Below are 17,097 nucleotides of genomic sequence, written 5' to 3' on the forward strand. Positions count from 1 at the left end.
ACAACAGTCGCGATTGGAGTTCCATTCTGATCCACGTTCACCAGATCACCAAGTCCTACGGCGAGCGGGCCGTCCTCACCGACGCCTCCCTCTCCGTGAGACCCGGCGAGCGCGCCGGCATCGTCGGGGAGAACGGCTCCGGCAAGTCCACGCTGCTGCGCCTCATCGCGGGGGTCGAGCGGCCCGACGACGGCGAGGTGCGCATCGAGGGCGACTTCGGCCACCTCGGCCAGACCCTCGGCCTGCCACCGGACCACACGGTCCAGCAGGCCGTCGACGCCGCGCTCGCCGACCTGCGCGCGATGGAGCGCAGGATGCGCGAGCTGGAGTCGGCGCTCACCGACGAGGTCATGGACGAATACGGGGAGCTCATGACGGCCTACGAGCTGCGCGGCGGCTACGAGGCCGACGCCCGCGTCGAGCGGGCCTTCCACGGCCTCGGGCTCGCCCACGTGAGCCGCGACCGGCCGCTGTCGAGCCTGTCCGGCGGCGAGCAGGCGCGGCTGGGCCTGGCCTGCGTGCTGGCCGCCGCGCCGCGCGTGCTGCTGCTCGACGAGCCGACCAATCACCTCGACGAGTCGGCGCTGACCTGGCTCGAAGAGCGCCTGCGCGAGCACCGGGGCACGGTGGCCGTGGTGTCCCACGACCGCGTCTTCCTCGATCGGGTCGCCACGGTGATCCTGGAGGTCGAGCACGGCACGGTCACCCGCTTCGGCGGCGGCTACACCGGCTTCCTCGCCGCCAAGGCCGCGGCCAGGGCGCGCTGGGAGCAGGCGTACGCGGCCTGGTGCGAAGAGATCCGCCAAGTGCGCGAACACGCCGCCACCACCGCCCACCGCGTGGCCGCCGGGCGGATGATGCGCGACAACAACAAGATGGCCTACGACCGCAACGCCGGGCGGGTGCAGAGCTCGGTCGCCAGCCGCGTCCGCAACGCCCACGAACGCCTGCGCCGCCTGGAGGCCGACCCGGTCCCCCGCCCACCCGACCCCCTCCACTTCCACGCCACCTTCGCCACCACCGGCCGGCCCGGCGACCCGTCCGGACGCGACACCGGCGGGGGCGACGGCGCGGCCGGCGAGCGCACCCATCAGCCAGACGGTGCTGCGACGGGAGGCGGCAGGACAGCCGGCGCCACGCGGGCATCCGCAACCTCACCCGATGCGCCACAGGACGTCGCGGCGTCATGGAGTACGACGCGGGGGGCCGCGACCGCACCACCGGTGCTGGTGGAGCTGCGTGACGTCCGGGTGGCCGACCGGCTCCAGATCGAGTCGCTGACCATCAGGGCCGGCGACCGCCTGCTGCTCCGGGGCGCCAACGGCGCGGGCAAGTCGACGCTGATGCGCGTACTCGCCGAGCGGGCCGGCTGCCGCGTCGGCTACCTGCCGCAGGAGGTGACCTTCGACCCCGGCCAGAGCGTGCTGGAGGCCTATGGCATCGGCTACGCCGACGAACGCAGATCGGCGCTGCTCAACACCGGCCTCTTCCGGCCCCACACCCTCACCCAGCGGACGGGCGACCTGTCGGTCGGCCAGCAGCGCAGGCTCGCGCTGGCCAAGCTGCTGGCAGGGGAGCACGACCTGCTGCTGCTCGACGAGCCGACCAACCATCTGTCACCGGTGCTGGCCGAGGAGTTGGAGCGCGCCCTCGACGCCTTCGCAGGGGCGCTCGTCGTGGTCTCCCACGACCGCGCGCTCCTGCGCCGATTCCGCGGCGAAGAGCTCAAGCTGGCAGGAGGACGCCTCCAATGACCGACACCCCACCTTCCTCGCCCCGCAGGAGCCACGCGGAGACATCAGCGGATGTTCGGGGGCGGGGGTTCTCGACCACACCTACCACCATCGGGGAGAAGCACATGTTGACCATGATCGACGCGGGCGCGCCCTACGGCATCGCCACGGCAACCGACGGAGCCCTCTGGTTCACGCTCGCGCACCAAGGCTGCGTCGGCAGGCTGGTGCCGGGCGAGAAGCCCGTGATCCACCACCTCGACCCGGCGGATGGGCAGCCGACCCTCATCGTGCGTGGTCCCGACGGGGAGATGTGGTTCTCCGAGTACAAGGGCAACCGGATCAGCCGCATCACCGCCGACGGACGGCTCACGACTTACGAGGCGAAGACGCCGTACGGGATCGCCACCGGCCCTGACGGGGCCCTGTGGTTCACCGAACTGGAGTCGGGCCGAATCGGGCGCATCGGCGTCGACGGGGTCATGAGCACGTTCGACGTGCCGGTCGAAGGCGGCATGCCCTCATTCATCACCGCAGGGCCGGACGACGCGCTCTGGTTCACCCTCAACCAGGGCAACGCCATCGGACGCGTCTCCCTGTCGGGCGAGATCACCCTTCACCCACTCCCCACGGAGGGCGCCGCCCCGGTGGGGATGACGCTGGGACCTGACGACGCCCTCTGGTTCGTCGAGATCGGCGCCGGCCAGATCGGCCGCATCGACGTCTCAGGCCAGATCACCGAACACCCCCTGCCAGACCGGGGCGCCCGCCCTCACGCGATCATCACCGGCCCTGACGGCGCGTTGTGGTTCACCGAGTGGGGCGTAGGCCGACTGGGCCGCATCACCACCGACGGCACCGTCGACGAGCACCCCCTGCCCGTCCCACCGGCCAAGGAGGACGCGGACCCCGCCAGGCCCGAGCCCCACGGGCTGACGATCGGCCCGGACGGAGCAATCTGGGTAGCCCTGGAAGCAGGGGCCCTGGCCCGCGTAGAGGTCCCCTGACTCGGCCGTTCCCCACCCATCCCTCAGGAAGGGCCTGTCGCCCCACCCAGCTGTTCCCCACCCACGCCTGAGAGGGCGCAGGACCGTGTCCTTCCTTCCCCCAGTCCGACCGTCTCCCACCGACGTCAGGGGAAACGCCGGTCTGCGGTCTTGGCCCCAGCCCGATCAAGCCTCGGAACCGCCGAGCTGCACCCATCCGGGCAGAACCGGCCGGGGACGCTGAGACGTACATGAAGGTTGCGGAGGCATGCCGCCGAGCAGTGACGATCCGGTCGATGCGCTCACCATCCGCTGGGCCACGGCTGCCGGTGGGCCGTGGCTGCCGGTGGGCCGTGGCTGCCGGGCCTGGGGGCGTGGGCGGGCCGGCCGGTGGGAGGGACGGATGCGTCACCGCGCTACCATCCGAAACCATGGCCCCGGGGTGGCATGGCCCGAGGACGGCGGAGTTGACTAGGGGCATGCATGCCATCGTCATCTCCGCCCAGGGCGGTCCAGAGGTTCTCCAATACGTCGAGCGTCCCGACCCGGTACCCGGTGAGGGGGAAATCGTGGTCGACGTCGCCGCCAGCGGCGTCAACTTCATCGACATCTACCAGCGCTCCGGCGCGTACCCGCTCGATCTGCCCGCCGTCATCGGCAGCGAGGGCGCGGGAACGGTGTCGGCCGTGGGGCCGGGGGTTCGGGATGTCGCCGTGGGGGACACGGTGGCGTGGGCGAGCGTGCTCGGCAGCTACGCCGAGAAGGTCGTGGTGCCCGCCGATCGGGCGGTGCCGGTGCCCGACGGCGTGTCTGCCGAGGTGGCGGCCGCGACGATGTTGCAGGGCATGACGGCCCACTATCTGACGCACTCCACGTACGCGGTGAAGGAGGGCGACCAGGTCCTCGTGCACGCGGGCGCGGGCGGCATGGGGCAGTTGCTGATCCAGTTGGCCAAGCTCAAGGGCGCCAAGGTCTACAGCACGGTCTCCACCAGCGAGAAGGAGAAGCTCGCCAGGCAGGCCGGGGCGGACGAGGTGCTGGGGTACGACGACTTCGCCGACGCCCTGCGCGGCAAGATGCACGTCGTGTACGACGGCGTCGGCAAGTCCACGTTCGACGGCGGGCTGGAGGTGTTGCGCCCCCGCGGCTTCATGGCCCTGTACGGCGCCGCCAGCGGACCCGTCCCGCCGATGGACCCTCAGGCGCTCCAGAGGAAGGGCTCACTCTTCCTGACCAGGCCCACGCTCGGTCACTACATCGCCGACCGCGAGGAGCTGCTCCAGCGCGCCTCCGACCTGTTCGGCTGGATCGCGGCGGGCCGGCTGGCGATCAACATCTCCCACCGCTACCCGCTGGCCGACGTACGGCAGGCCCACGAGGACCTCGCCGCTCGCCGCACCACCGGAAAGCTGCTGCTCATCCCCTGACGCCGACCCACTAAGACGCGACATTCTCGAACATCCCGGGCCCGGATCCGGGTCGGGAACCAGGTCTGGGCCCAGGCCCAGGTCCGGACCCGAGCCCAGATCCGGAACCGGGCGGGTTGTTCGCCGTCGTGATCGCAACCCGCATCGCCGACTCCCGCTCGGTGCCCGGCCCCGACGCGGCCCCTCGTCCTGCGTACGTTCCTGATGGCGATGGACGCCTCCCAGCCCAGATGGGATACAGACCGGCAGACCCACCTGGGGCGTATGCGCCGCCGTGGGGCCGTCAACGCCACTGACAGCCTCGCGACCGGAGCTCGTCCTGCCCCAGGTTGGTCATACAGCTCGGCACGCCCACCTGGGAGATACGCGCCGCCAGTAGGGGTCATGGGTTCTGGCGCGGGGTGGGGGTGGGGCGGGGAAAGGTGGTGGGCCAGCCCAACAGGCGGGCGCCGAGTACTGCTGTCTCCAGGGTGAAGCGTTGCGTGGGATCGTCCGGGGAGAAGCCGGTCAGGCGGCGGATGCGTTCCAGCCGGTACGTGATCGCCCGCGGGCTCACCCGCAGCCGCCTGGCCGCGGCCGTCTGGTTGCCCTGGGAGGCGAAGATCGCCTCCAGCGTCTCCAGCAGCGGCTCATGGCCGCCCCGCGCCTCCAGGAGCGGGTTGAGCACGCTGGTCACCAGGTCTTCGATGGCGCTTCTGTCGCGTAGCAGTACGGGGAAGACCAGGAGGTCGGCCGCCTTGACGACGTCGGGTTTGAGTCCGAGGCCGTCGGCCAGCTCAAGGGCTTGGGCCGCCTCCCGGTAGGAGGCCACCACTCCCCCGGGGCCCCGGTGCGGGCGGCCCACGCCGACGCGCCAGCCGACCGGGAAGCGGGCGCGTACGAGATGGGTGAACTCGCCGAGGGCGGCCGGGAGCATCGCCGGGGCGACGCACACGAGCAGCCCGTCGCGTACGGCCACGAGCACGTTGTGGGAGCCGAACCTGGCGATCAGGTCCCGTTCGATCCGGTCCTGGTCGCCGTCGCGCATGCCGCGGGCCGCCGCCACCACGTACGACTCGGCCAGCCGCAGCCCGAAGTGCTCGGCCCGCTCCGCCAGCCGCTCGGCCCGGCCCTGGAGCAGGTCGTCCACGAACTCCCTGCGCGCGTCCTCCTCGGCACGCAAGGCCAGTTGCTGCGCCCGCTCGTACCCCTCCATGAGCGCCGCGACGGCCTTGCGGAGTGCGGGCAGTACGCCGGGCAGACCTTCGCCGGCGGCGAGGGCGGCGTCCACGAGGGCCCGCAGCGGGACGCCCTCCTCCGCCGCCCTGGTGCCGGCGGCGCGGTAGGCGTCCATGGCCTGCCTGTCGGGTAATCGGCCGGTGGCCGCATGATCCGCCAGCCGCTGCCGGTGCCCGCCGAGCAGTTCCGCGGCCCCGCCTCCCTCCGTCCTGTCCACGTGCGGCTCCTCAGGCAGGCCCGCCCCCACCGGTCCGTCTGCCCCCAGGTCGTCAGACTTCTCCGCCCGAAGGTCACCGGGCCTTTCTGCCCGAAGGTCGCCAGGCCCTTCCGCCTGCGGGTCGCCAGGTCCCTCTCCCCGCTGGTCGCCAGGTCCCTCCGCCCGAAGATCGCCAGGCCCCTCTCCCCGAAAGTCACCGGGCCTCTCCGCCCGAGGGTCACTGGGTCCCTTTGCCCGTAGGTCGGTGTGCGGGGCCGTGGGAAGACCCGCAGGCACGTCCGCCGACAGACCCGCACGCCTGTTCGCAGGCATGTCGGCGGGAGCATCCGTCCGGAGACCCGAGGGCGGGCCGGTGTCCGGAGGCAGGCCGGCGGGCGGGCCCGCGCGCGGGCGTAGGCCCGCAGGCGAACCGGCGTCCGGCGGTAGACCAGCGGGCGAGTCAGCCTCCGACCCCGGACCAGCAGGCGGGTCGGCGTCCGGCGGCGGGTCGGAGGACGGGTCTGGGGGGAGGGTGGGGCGGGGCATCAGACTCCTACGTCACGCCTGTCGAAGGCGAGTACCGCGGTGAGCGCGAGCACCACCGTCGCCCCCGCCAGCACAAGGTAGTCCCCCACCGGCAGCCCCTCGTAGAGGGGTCGCCCCGAGGAGTAGTAGTAAAACGGTGAAACCCACTTCAACCAGGCGATGGACTCCACCGACCGCCCGATGGTGGTGACCGCGTACCCGGCCACCACCCACACCCCCACCACGGAGGTGGCGACGATCCGGCGGCCGGTGGCGGCGCCGACGGTCAGGGCGACGGTGCCGTAGAAGAGGGCGATCAGCAGGACGCCGGTGTGCCCGGCGAGGATCCGGCCGAACGGGACCCCGGCGGAGACGAGCGCGACCATCCCGACAGCGACCAGCAGCGTCACGGCCGCCAGCAGGAGCAGGCCCAGGACCAGCGCGGCGAACCTGGCGAGCACGAGCCGCCGCCGGTCCACCGGCAGGGTGACGATCAGCTCCAGCGTCCCCGTCTCCTCCGGCGCCGCCAGCGCCCGGTTGGCCAGCAGGGTCGCGCAGGCGATGCACAACATGGGGACGAACAGCTGGTAGACGACGGTCTGCAGGAAGCCGGCGCCGGAGGTCATGTCCTCGAGGCCGCCCATGAGGTCGCGCAGCGGGCCGGGGAACTTGCTCAGCATCGCGGGCCCGTACAGGTCGGGGCTCTGCTTGATGCTGCGGAAGACGGACAGGTACATGACGATGAAGGCACTGACGCCGGCGGTCCACCAGGTGAGCGCCCATCGGAAGTCACGCAGACCGCGGGCGATCATGGTGTGCCTCCTCGTTGCTGTAGTAGGTCAGGAAGATCTCCTCCAGGTCCGGCTCCGCGCTGACCAGGTGCACGACGGTGAATCTGGCCGCCGCCTTGATCAGCGCGTCGGGCCGGCCGTCGATGGTGCAGCTCAGGCCGGCGCCCTCGACGCGCAGGTCCCGTACGCCGGGCAGGCCGGCGAAGGCGGCGCGCGGCACGGGCGACTCGAAGTGCAGCTCGACCCGGCGGACCGCCTTCTCGCGCAGGACGGCGACGTTCTCCACGGCCACCAGCCGGCCGCCGCGGACGATGCCGACCCGGTCGGAGACGTTCTCCACCTCGGCCAGCACGTGGGAGGACATGAGCACGGTCCGCCCGGAGGTGCGCACCTCGCGCACCAGCGCCAGGAACTCCTGCTGCACCAGCGGGTCGAGCCCGGCGGTGGGCTCGTCGAGGATGACGAACTCCGGTTCGTGCATGAACGCCTGGATCAGCCCGATCTTCTGCTTGTTGCCCTTGGACAACCTGCGCATCGGCACCGACAGGTCGGCGTCGAAGCGTTCGGCCAGGGCCTCGATGCGGGAGGCCGGCACGCCGCCGCGGACGCGGCCGAGGAAGCGCAGGTAGTCGATGGCCCGGTCGCGTTCCTCCAGCACCAGGTCGCCGGGCAGGTAGCCCATCCTGGCGCGGGTCGCGGGCTCGCGCGGATCGGCGCCGAGCACGCGTACGGTGCCCCTGGTGGGCCTGATCACGTCCAGCAGCAGCCGGATCGTCGTCGTCTTGCCCGCGCCGTTGGGGCCGAGGTAGCCGAAGACCTCGCCCGGCTGGATGTCGAGCGTGAGATCCTCCAGACCCCGGCGTTTGCCGTAATACTTGGTCAGCCCTTCGGTCTGCACCACTGCTGTCATGGCCGAATCGTCGCGCCTCGCCGGGCGGCACGTCATGGGGCGGGCCCGGCAGGTTGTGGCCCGCTTGGCTTCCGGAACCCGGCAAGGAGAGGGTGAGTCGCGTGGAGACCGCGTTCGTGCTCGGTGGCGGCGGCGTGCTCGGCGCGCACGAGGTCGGCATGCTGCGGGCGCTCGACGAGGCGGGCATCCGGCCCGACCTGGTGGTGGGCACGTCCGTCGGGGCGCTGAACGGGGCGGTCGTGGCCGCCGCGCCGGGCGAGGCGGCCGACGTGCTGGCGGGCCTGTGGAGCTCCGACATCGTCCGTACGGCCTTCGCCGGCTCGTGGGTGGCCCGGCTGTCGACGCTGGCCAGGACGGGCACCCATCTGCACCCGATCGGCCCGTTGCGCGAGGTGCTGACCGAGACGCTGCGGGTCTCCCTGATCGAGGAGTTGCGGGTGCCGTTCCAGTGCGTGGCGGCCTCGGTCGAGCGCGCGGCGGCCCACTGGTTCACCAGCGGGCCGCTGGTGGAGGCGGTGCTGGCGTCGTGCGCGGTGCCGGGGCTGCTGCCGCCGGTCGTGATCGGCGGTGAGCATTTCTACGACGGCGGCCTGGTGCACAGCATCCCGATCGGGCGGGCCGTGCTGCTCGGGGCCAAACGCGTCTTCGTGCTGCACGTCGGCAGGATCGAGCAGCCGTTGTCGCCGCCCAGGAGGTTCTGGGAGGTGGGCATGGTGGCGTTCGAGATCGCCCGCCGGCACCGGTTCGCCGAGGACCTGGCCACGCTGCCGCCGGGCGTCGAGGTGCACGTGCTGCCGACCGGGATGACCGAGCCGCTGTCGCCGCTGCGCTACCGCGACGTGTCGCAGATCGCGGCCTCGATCGAGCGCGCCTACCAGGCGTCTTCCCGCTATCTGCGCGACGGTGGAGACTGGGAGTAGACCTCTGAGGGAGGCCGCGTTGATTCCACCACGTATTCTGCGCAGGCTCGTGCTGGCTCCTCTGGTCATCGTGATGACCCTGTTCATGCTGGTGACGCTGCCGTTCTGGCTCGTCGTCACGGCCGCCGCCTCGTTGCGGCTGCCGCCGCCGCAGCGCAGGGGGCCGAGGTTCGTCTGGTTCGGGATCGTCTGGCTGACGCTGGAGTCGGCGGTGCTGATCGCCTGCCTGTGGTTGTGGCTGGCGGGCGGGGCGCGCCGGCAGGAGCGGCATTACGCGCTGATCGGATGGTTCCTGTCGAAGGTGTACGCCACCGCGGTGCGGATCTTCCGGCTGACCCTGGACATCGAGGAGCCCGAGCCGACGCCGGAGGAGCGGGCGGCCCGGCTGACGCGACCGGTCATCGTGCTGTCACGGCACGCGGGGCCGGGCGACTCGTTCCTGCTCATCTACCACCTGCTGGCGTTCTACCACCGGCGGCCCCGCGTCGTCATGAAGGCCGCGCTCCAGTACGACCCCTCGCTCGACGTCGTCATCAACCGGCTGCCGAACGCGTTCGTCCCCCGAGGCTCCGCCGCGCAGAGCCGGGTCGTCGAGGAGATCCGCCGCCTGGCCGCGACGATGGGCGACCAGGACGCCCTGGTGATCTTCCCCGAGGGCGGCAACTTCACCCCGCGCCGCCGCCGGCTGGCGATCAGGCGGCTGGAGGAGAAGGGCCTTTCCGCGCAGGCGGATCGGGCGCGCGGCATGGACCACCTGCTCCCGCCCCGCCCGAACGGCGCCATCGCGGCGATCGAGGCGTGCCCGGGGGCGGACGTCATCTTCGTCGCGCACACCGGCCTGGACGACCTGATCACGCTTGGGGACGTCTGGCGCAAACTCCCCCTACGCGCTCACATCACCGCGAAGTGGTGGCGGGTACCCGCCGCCGAGGTGCCCGCGGAGCGCGAGGCCAGGATCGGCTGGCTGTACGACCACTGGGAGCGGATCGACGCCTGGATCAGCGCCCAGCGCCAGGCCAAGACCCCCGACCGCGCCGAACACGGCTGAGCGCGGTCACCGGGGTTCGCCCATCTGGGAGCCCGGCGGCAGGAGCGGAAGGCCGGGTGGCGGGCCGTGCTGGATGAGGTGGAGCAGGGCGGCGGTGTCCAGGTGCTGTTCGACCAGGTCTCCGAGCGCGTCGAGCCGCTCCTCGCGCAGCGTGGCGAAGTCGGTGCCCGGGTCCGGGACGAAGTCCCGCCCCGCCCGCGCGGCCACGTCCGCCAGGAACGCGCGCCTGAAGCCGTCGTTCTCCAGGGCGCCGTGCCAGGTGGTACCCCAGACGTTCCCCTGGCGGCAGCCGTCGAGGAAGGGCTCGCCGCCCTCCACCGTGGCCACCCCGTGGTGGATCTCGTACGCCCGCACCCGCTCCCCGTACGCCTCCCCTTCGGGTCTGGCCAGGCGCTTCTCCCGCTCGAACGTGATCCGTACCGGCAGCAGGCCCAGCCCTTCGACCCGGCCCACGCCCGACTCCACCTCGTCCACGATCTCCCTGCCGAGCATCTGGAACCCGCCGCAGACGCCCAGCACGGGCCCGCTCCGCTCGCGCAGGGCCGCCGCCAGGCCGCGCTCGCGCAGCCAGGTCAGGTCGTCGACGGTGGCGCGGGAACCGGGCAGCACGACGAGGTCGGCGTCGTCCAGTTCGGCCGGATCGCTCACGAAGCGCACCAGGATGCCCGGCTCGGCGGCCAGCGCGTCCACGTCGGTGAAGTTCGAGATCCTGGGCAGCCGCACGACCGCCACCCGCAGGGTCTGCCGCCCGTACGGGGGCCGCGCGGTGACCTGACGGCCGTCGAGGGCCAGTGAGTCCTCGACGTCCAGCCAGGGTCCTTCGAGCCAGGGCAGGACGCCGTACACCTCGCGCCCGGTCAGCCGCCCGAGCATGTCGAGGCCGGGCTGCAGCAGCTCCTTCGCTCCCCTGAACTTGTTCACCACGAAACCGGAGACGAGGGCCTGGTCGGCGGCGTCCAGCAGGCTCAGCGTGCCGTAGAAGGCGGCGAACACGCCTCCTCTGTCGATGTCGCCGACCACGAGCACGGGCAGGTCCGCGGCCCTGGCCAAGCCCATGTTGGCGATGTCGGTGCGGCGCAGGTTGATCTCCGCCGGGCTGCCCGCGCCCTCGCACACCACCACGTCGTACTGCTCGCGCAGCCGGTGCAGGGCCTCCAGGGCCGTCTTACGCAGCATGCCCTTCAGCGCGCCGTACTCCATGGCGTCCACGTCCGCCACCGGGCGGCCCATGAGCACGACCTGACTGCGGCGGTCGCTGCCCGGCTTGAGCAGGACGGGGTTCATGTCGGCGACGGGCTCCAGGCCCGCCGCCCGCGCCTGGGCGGCCTGGGCGCGGCCGATCTCGGCGCCGTCGGCGGTGACGTACGAGTTGAGCGACATGTTCTGCGCCTTGAAGGGCGCGACCCGGACGCCCTGGCGGGCCAGCCAGCGGCAGATGCCGGCCGTCACCACGCTTTTACCCGCGTCGGACGTGGTACCCGCGACCAGCAGTGCCCCCTTGACCATGGGACCACCGTATCGAAGGAGTGAGTCACGAAATTTCGCGGTAATCACCCATTTACGAACGCTGTGACTTCTGCCACTCTGACTAGAACATCGCCCTAGAACAGAATTCTAGATTTCCCTACTGGAAAGGGTGGGCATGGTCGGGACGTTCGGTTCTCCGCGTGCTGGCTTGATCGACGCGCGTTCCCGCGCACCATTCGGATGGGCGCCCCTCGTGGTGCTCTTCATCGTCGGACTAGTGGACCGGATCGAGCACAACCTCCTGTCCGGGGTGCTTCCGCTCATCCAGCGGGAATGGGGCTTCAGCGACACCGCGGCCGGCTCCATCCCAACTGCCGCCGCGCTGGCCGCGGCCGTCGTGGCCCTGCCCGCCGGCTATCTGGCCGACCGCTTCAGCCGTACGCGCATCATCGCGATCGTCGTCTTCTGCTGGGCCATCGCCACGCTCGGCTCGGGCCTGGCCACGGGCTTCGCCCTGTTCTACCTGATGCGGGTGTTCCTGGCGGCGGCCGAGAACATCGACAACCCGGCCGCGGGCAGCCTGCTGGCCGACTACTACCCGCCCGCCAGCCGGGCCAAGGCGTACGGGCTCACCCGCGTCACCACCTACCTGGGCGGCGTCGGCACCCTGCTCGGCGGCGTACTGGCCGGGAGTTTCGGGTGGCGCGCCGCGTTCCTCATCATGGTCGTGCCCGGCGTGCTCACGGCGCTGCTCGTCTGGTTCCTGCGCGAGCCGCGCCGCGGCGAGCTCGACCGGATGGTGGCGAGCGGCGAATCGCTCCCGGCGGACCCGCCCGCGGCCGAGGCCAAGGCGCCGTTCTGGGCCCAGTTCCGGCAGGTGGTGGCGATCCCGACGCTGATCTTCGTCTGCGTCGGCCTGGCGCTGCTCAGCCTGGGCCTGGCCGGCGTCTTCTACTGGCTGCCCACGCTCATGGTGCGGACGTTCGGCGTCGGGGTGGCCACGGCCGGCTCGCTCAGCGGCCTCATCACCGTCGCGGGAACCCTCACCGGCACCCTCGTCGGCTCGTGGCTGGGCCGGAAATGGCACGGCACCCGCAAGGGCGGCCGGCTGCTCGCCGGTGGCGGCGGCATCACGGCGGGCTCCATGGTCCTCGCCGTCGCGCTGTCCATGGACTCGATCGGCGCGCTCACGGCGCTGGTGCTGCTCGCCTGCTCGCTGATGTCGATCGCGATCCCCAACATGACGGCGTGCCTGGCGGACGTGGTGTCCGCCGGCACCCGCGGGCTCGGCTTCGCCGTCCTGCAACTGCTGCTCACGGCTGGGGCCGCGTTCGGCTCGCTGGTCGTCGGCATCGCCTCCGACCGGTTCGGCTCGCTGTTGTCCGGGATGTACGTCCTGATCGTCCCCATGGTGGTGGGCGGGCTGCTCACGCTCGGGGCCAGGGCGTCGTTCGAACGGGACGCGAACAAGGTCCTGGAGGACGCGCGCCGCTGACGTGCGGGGACGGTGCCGGTGGTGTGGCCACCGGCACCGTCCCCGCCGTCAGCGGTCCCGCGACTCTCCGCTCGCTGGACGCTCAGCCCTGCGGCTCTGCGCGCGTTGGAGGCTCAGCCCTGCGGCGGCATGCGCCGCTCGCGCTCCTCCTGGGTCTCCTGGCCCGCCGGCTGCTGACCGGGCTGCTGCTGACCGGACTGCTGGCCGCCGCCCCCGCCGTAACGCTGCTGCACGGCGTCGGTGCCCTTGCTGATCTGGTCGTCGTATTTGTGCCCGGTACGTTCCTTCGCGTACTTCTCGGCGCGGTCCAGTATCTGGTCTGCCTGCTTGGAGTGCCCCCGGGCCAGGTTCTCGGCTTTCTTCAGCCACTCCGCTATGCGGCTCATGACCGTGTCCCCCTCGTTTGTCCTGTCTCCCGGCCCCCTACCCCGGCTGCCGCGGATGATGTACCACCCGCCGACCCCGCGTGAGCAGCCACAACACCCACGCCTGCAGCAGGCCGGCTCCCACGATCAGCGCGAGATACAGCTCCGACGGCAGCATGTCGGACACCGGGAGCAGCATGATGAGCCACGAGCTCGGAGCCGTGACCATGAAGAGGTAGATGCCCTCAAGCCCCTGGCTGTTCGCCGCCAGCCGGGTACTGATCTCGACATAGGCGGCGACCCCCAGGACGAGCAGCGCGTACGCCCCCGCTATCGCCAGACCGCGCCGCCACCGGTCGTAGCGCGACACGTACTCTCTCAGCGAACTCATTCCCCCAGCCTGTCAGGGGCGGGCCCGCGCCGGCCTGAGCATTCGTCCCCAGGCCCGCTGAGTACCCCGGCTCATCTCCGTCAGGGCGCTTGAGTCTCCAGTGAGGGGAGGCGCGAGAGTGGGGGCATGGACGGGGACACGCTCTACTCGATCGGCGACCTGGCCCGGCGGACCGGGCTCACGGTCAAGACCATCCGGTTCTATTCCGATCAGGGCATCGTGCCACCCGCCTGCCGCAGCCCCGCCGGCTACCGCCGCTACGACCCGACCGCCCTCGCCCGCCTCGACCTCGTACGCACGCTGCGCGACCTCGGGCTCGACCTGGCCACCGTGCGTGCCGTCGTGGACCGGGAGATCTCGCTGGCCGAGCTCGCGGCCGCGCACGCGGCGGCGTTGGAGACCCAGATCCGCACGCTGCGCCTGCGCCAGGCCGTGCTGACGGCCGTGGCCAGACGCGGCTCCACCCCAGAGGAGATGGAACTGATGCACGAACTCGCCCGACTGTCGCAGGCCGAGCGGCGCCGCCTGATCGGCGACTTCCTCGCCGCCGCCTTCGGCGACCTGGACGGGGATCCGGCCTTCGCCGGCATCATGACGTCGATGACGCCCGAGCTCCCGGAGGATCCCGAGGCCGAGCAGGTGGAGGCGTGGGTGGAACTGGCCGGACTCTCCCGCGACCCGGCCTTCCGCGCCTTGATCCGCCGCCTGGCCGAACACACGGCCGACCATCTGGCCGATCACCTGGCCGGACGCGGACGGGGTGAGGCGCAGATCGCCGTCGTGCGGCCGGATGCGGCCGCCATGGCTCGGGGTCGGGCCGCGCCCGCGCTCGCCGCCGGCATCGACCCGGCCTCCGCCGAGGCCGAACCGTACGTGGCGGCGCTGCTCACCGCGACGGGTCTCGATGGCGCGACCCTGCTGGACCGGCTGGAGGCGGCCGCGGATCCGCGCAGGGAGCGGTACGCCGAGCTGCTGGCCGTGATCAACGGCTGGCTACCGCCGGAGAGCCTGGCCCCGGCCCTCACCTGGTTCGTCACAGCACTGCGCACCCACCTGCCCGACCGGGACGCCCCGCCGAGTCAGCCCGCGCCGAAACCCGTTCGCCAGGTGGGGTGACGAGGGCGCCAGCCGCGGGAGCGGGCCAAGGTGTTGTCGGCGCCGCGTTGCCAGGCCGGCCGCCCCGCCGTCGGAGCGGGGGCGGGTGCGTCCACGGCGGCGGCGAGCGCCGGTAGCCACTCGCGGGCGGGCGCGGGTTCGTCGTCCACGATGTTGACCGGGCCCGACGGCCAGTCGAGCGCGGCGACGGCGGCCAGGGCCGCGTCCTCGACGTGGACGAAGGACGACACCGCGTCGTTCGCGGCCAGGTCGCCGAGCATCCGCGCGGCGGGATCGCCGGTGTCTCCGCGCAGCACGTCGGCGACCGGCCCGCCCGGCCGGTACCAGGTGCCGGGGCCGTAGAAGAGGCCGTAGCGCAGGATGACGTACCGGTCGAGCTCGGAGACGGCGTCTTCGAGGGCACGGACCGCGGCGATCATGCCGGCCCTGGGCTCGGGCGCCCGCTCGTCCAGAGGGGTGGCCTCGGTGGCGGGGGCGTCGCCGGGCTCGTACACCCAGGAGATCGACTGCGCCACGATGCGCGGAACGCCGGCGCGCCGGGCGGCGTCCACCAGGTTGCGGGTGCCGATCCTGCGGATGCGGCCGTTGTCGGCCGGGTTGCCGTCGCTCAGCGCGGTGAGCTGGTGGATGATCGCTTCGGGCGCGGCGGCGGCGATTGTCCGTCGGACGGCCTCGGCGTCGTAGACGTCGAGGCGCACGCCGGACGCCCCCTGGCCGGCCAGCAGGGCCAGCCCCGCCTCCGTCCGGCTGGTCGCGGTGACCTCGTGACCGGCGGCGACGAGCGCCGGGACGAGATACCGGCCGACGGCGCCGGTGCCGCCCGCGACGAAGATGCGCATGTGAGTACTCCTGTCAGTCCGATACCTGTTCTGCCGCCGTCGAGGCGCCGGCGACGGTGATCGCCGGCCGGCCCCGAGCGGCGCCTACCATACGCCCATGACCACGCACGGATTCACGATCACCGCCGAAGGTCCGTTCGACTTCGCCGACTCCCTGCGCTTCGTGGAGGACTGGCCGGCCACCAGCGCGCTGCCGCCCTCGGACGGCCGGACGCTGCGTTTCGCCTACTGCGCGGAGTCGGACTGGCGGCCGATCGGGGTGAGCGTGACGGGGGCACCCGGCGGAGTGGAGGTGGCGACGACGCGGGCGGCGGGGCCGGGCATCAGGGGCGAGGTGGCACGGATCCTCTCCCTCGACGTGGACGGCGCCGGATTCGCCAAGCTGGGCGAGGCCGACCCGGTGCTCGGCGACCTCCAGCGGCTGCGGCCGGGGCTGCGGCCTGTGTGCTTCTGGAGCCCGTGGGAGGCGGCCTGCTGGGCGGTGATCGTGCAGCGCTCGTCGATGCTGGTCGCGTCCCGGATCAAGCAGCGCATCGCGGAGCGGTACGGCGCGCGCGTCGAGGTGGGCGGGCAGCCGATCGCGGCCTTCCCACCGCCTGTCTCGCTGCTGGACGCGGGCGGTCTCGGGCTGCCCGCGCAGAAGGAGGAGTGGGTGCGCGGGCTGGCCAGGGCGGCGCTCGACGGGCTGCTCACCACGGAGCACCTGCGCTCGCTCGCCCCCGAGGAGGCGCTGGCCGAGCTGCGCGGACTGCCCGGGGTGGGGCCGTTCTCGGCGGGGCTGATCCTGATCAGGGGCGCGGGGGCGCCGGACGCGTTCCCCGGTGACGAGCCGCGGCTGTTCGCGATCCTGCGTGAGGCGTACGGGCTGGCGGAGGACGCGCCGCCGTCGGCGTACCGGAGGCTGGCCGACTCGTGGCGGCCCTACCGCTCGTGGGCGTCGTTCCTGTTCCGGGCGACCGCGTACGGCGTCATGAACGACGGCGAGCCGCGCGACCGGACCCCCGGCGACGCGTCCTGAGGCGGCGCCGACCGGCACCACCGGTCCGCGCCACCGAACCGGCACCACCGGTCCGCGCCACTGAGCCGGACCGGGACGCAGGGACGCGTCGGCTGGTCTAGCCGGTTCGGCCCGCCGGCCTGCGGTGCACGCCAACCAGGTGGCCGTTGTGGCGGATCTGGGCCGCGTCGTAGGGGCACACCGGACGGGTCACGTACGTCTCCGCGATGCTGTCGGCCTCGCCCCTGCCCACGCCCCAGCCGATCGTGTGCCAGCGCGGCCGGCCGTCCTCGCTCGTGGTGTCCAGGACGGCGATCTCGAACAGCGCGGCGGCGGCGGGAGGTGTGCAGCGGACGTGCGCGGGCGAGCCGCCCGCGGTGGTGCGCTCATGCCGGTCGCCGGATCCCCGCTGGTCCATGTGGATCTCCCTTCGATGTCGCACAATCCCGGTCCGGGAGATGCATTCCCGATCTCCGGCGGGTCAGTCATCCCGCAGGCGGCGACCCTCGCGAACGTCATGGACGGGCATGCGTTGCGCCAGCACTCGCCGTTCCGCCCGCCGTGGCGTGGCGACCGGGGCTAAGAACGGGGCGGTGGGATCGAATGAGACGCCGCTGCCCCGCCGGATGGCGCCGTGGTCGGCGTGGCGAGCACGGTCGCGGTCGGCGTGGCA

The 17,097-nt window shown here is 72.3% G+C and carries 16 protein-coding genes; 8 read left to right on the top strand and 8 right to left on the bottom strand.

Features of this window, described 5'->3' with window-relative positions; translation table 11 throughout:
- Positions 1-44: 44 nt before the first annotated feature.
- The 3 genes from ABFX54_RS16675 (at position 45) to ABFX54_RS16685 (ending at position 4,146) form a co-directional block, all read left to right on the top strand.
- On the top strand, positions 45-1,754 hold the full coding sequence (locus ABFX54_RS16675; protein ID WP_346105893.1) for an ABC-F family ATP-binding cassette domain-containing protein: 1,710 nt from the start codon (positions 45-47) through the stop codon (positions 1,752-1,754).
- A 104-nt stretch (positions 1,755-1,858) separates the two neighbouring features.
- Positions 1,859-2,740, top strand: coding sequence for a Vgb family protein (locus ABFX54_RS16680; protein ID WP_346105749.1), 882 nt, complete (start codon positions 1,859-1,861; stop codon positions 2,738-2,740).
- 458 nt (positions 2,741-3,198) lie between these two features.
- Positions 3,199-4,146, top strand: coding sequence for a quinone oxidoreductase family protein (locus ABFX54_RS16685; RefSeq protein WP_346105751.1), 948 nt, complete (start codon positions 3,199-3,201; stop codon positions 4,144-4,146).
- A gap of 382 nt (positions 4,147-4,528) precedes the next feature.
- Here the strand turns inward: ABFX54_RS16685 and ABFX54_RS16690 are convergent, their stop codons facing one another.
- From ABFX54_RS16690 to ABFX54_RS16700, 3 genes are all read right to left on the bottom strand, one after another.
- Positions 4,529-5,581: a PucR family transcriptional regulator gene (locus ABFX54_RS16690; RefSeq protein WP_346105752.1), complete on the bottom strand. Its 1,053-nt coding sequence runs from the start codon at positions 5,579-5,581 to the stop codon at positions 4,529-4,531.
- Between the two features lie 524 nt (positions 5,582-6,105).
- Positions 6,106-6,897, bottom strand: a complete 792-nt coding sequence (locus ABFX54_RS16695) for an ABC transporter permease (protein ID WP_346105754.1) — start codon at positions 6,895-6,897, stop codon at positions 6,106-6,108.
- The gene (locus tag ABFX54_RS16700; protein WP_346105756.1) at positions 6,875-7,786 is read right to left on the bottom strand and encodes an ABC transporter ATP-binding protein; all 912 of its coding nucleotides are present in this window, start codon (positions 7,784-7,786) and stop codon (positions 6,875-6,877) included. The genes ABFX54_RS16695 and ABFX54_RS16700 overlap by 23 nt, the downstream gene beginning before the upstream one ends.
- A 101-nt stretch (positions 7,787-7,887) precedes the next feature.
- Between ABFX54_RS16700 and ABFX54_RS16705 the strand changes: the two genes are divergently transcribed.
- Positions 7,888-8,706: a patatin-like phospholipase family protein gene (locus tag ABFX54_RS16705; protein ID WP_346105758.1), complete on the top strand. Its 819-nt coding sequence runs from the start codon at positions 7,888-7,890 to the stop codon at positions 8,704-8,706.
- 19 nt (positions 8,707-8,725) lie between these two features.
- On the top strand, positions 8,726-9,754 hold the full coding sequence (locus ABFX54_RS16710; RefSeq protein ID WP_346105759.1) for a 1-acyl-sn-glycerol-3-phosphate acyltransferase: 1,029 nt from the start codon (positions 8,726-8,728) through the stop codon (positions 9,752-9,754).
- A 6-nt stretch (positions 9,755-9,760) separates the two neighbouring features.
- Here the strand turns inward: ABFX54_RS16710 and ABFX54_RS16715 are convergent, their stop codons facing one another.
- A complete protein-coding gene (locus ABFX54_RS16715; RefSeq protein ID WP_346105761.1) occupies positions 9,761-11,260 on the bottom strand; it encodes a cobyric acid synthase in 1,500 nt (499 codons plus the stop codon).
- A 136-nt stretch (positions 11,261-11,396) separates the two neighbouring features.
- On the opposite strand from ABFX54_RS16715, the gene ABFX54_RS16720 reads away from it, so the two are divergent.
- Positions 11,397-12,716 (top strand): MFS transporter, encoded by a 1,320-nt coding sequence (locus tag ABFX54_RS16720; protein ID WP_346105763.1) that lies wholly within the window; start codon positions 11,397-11,399, stop codon positions 12,714-12,716.
- Between the two features lie 113 nt (positions 12,717-12,829).
- Here ABFX54_RS16720 and ABFX54_RS16725 read toward each other — a convergent pair whose 3' ends face one another.
- Both ABFX54_RS16725 and ABFX54_RS16730 read right to left on the bottom strand, forming a co-directional pair.
- Positions 12,830-13,102 carry an antitoxin gene (locus ABFX54_RS16725; protein WP_346105765.1) on the bottom strand — a complete coding sequence of 91 codons (273 nt, stop codon included), beginning with the start codon at positions 13,100-13,102 and terminating at the stop codon, positions 12,830-12,832.
- 37 nt (positions 13,103-13,139) lie between these two features.
- Positions 13,140-13,472, bottom strand: a complete 333-nt coding sequence (locus ABFX54_RS16730) for an SCO4225 family membrane protein (protein WP_346105767.1) — start codon at positions 13,470-13,472, stop codon at positions 13,140-13,142.
- A 126-nt stretch (positions 13,473-13,598) separates the two neighbouring features.
- Between ABFX54_RS16730 and ABFX54_RS16735 the strand changes: the two genes are divergently transcribed.
- Positions 13,599-14,588 (top strand): MerR family transcriptional regulator, encoded by a 990-nt coding sequence (locus tag ABFX54_RS16735; protein WP_346105769.1) that lies wholly within the window; start codon positions 13,599-13,601, stop codon positions 14,586-14,588.
- Here the strand turns inward: ABFX54_RS16735 and ABFX54_RS16740 are convergent.
- A complete protein-coding gene (locus tag ABFX54_RS16740; protein WP_346105771.1) occupies positions 14,552-15,427 on the bottom strand; it encodes an NAD-dependent epimerase/dehydratase family protein in 876 nt (291 codons plus the stop codon). The genes ABFX54_RS16735 and ABFX54_RS16740 overlap by 37 nt on opposite strands.
- A gap of 97 nt (positions 15,428-15,524) precedes the next feature.
- Between ABFX54_RS16740 and ABFX54_RS16745 the strand changes: the two genes are divergently transcribed.
- Entirely contained in the window at positions 15,525-16,445 is a 921-nt protein-coding gene (locus ABFX54_RS16745; protein ID WP_346105773.1) for a DNA-3-methyladenine glycosylase family protein, read from the top strand.
- A 97-nt stretch (positions 16,446-16,542) separates the two neighbouring features.
- Here the strand turns inward: ABFX54_RS16745 and ABFX54_RS16750 are convergent, their stop codons facing one another.
- Complete coding sequence (locus tag ABFX54_RS16750) at positions 16,543-16,842, bottom strand: hypothetical protein (RefSeq protein WP_346105775.1); 300 nt, start codon at positions 16,840-16,842, stop codon at positions 16,543-16,545.
- Positions 16,843-17,097 lie beyond the last annotated feature (255 nt).

The organism is Nonomuraea maheshkhaliensis (assembly GCF_039529435.1).
Taxonomy (GTDB): domain Bacteria; phylum Actinomycetota; class Actinomycetes; order Streptosporangiales; family Streptosporangiaceae; genus Nonomuraea; species Nonomuraea maheshkhaliensis.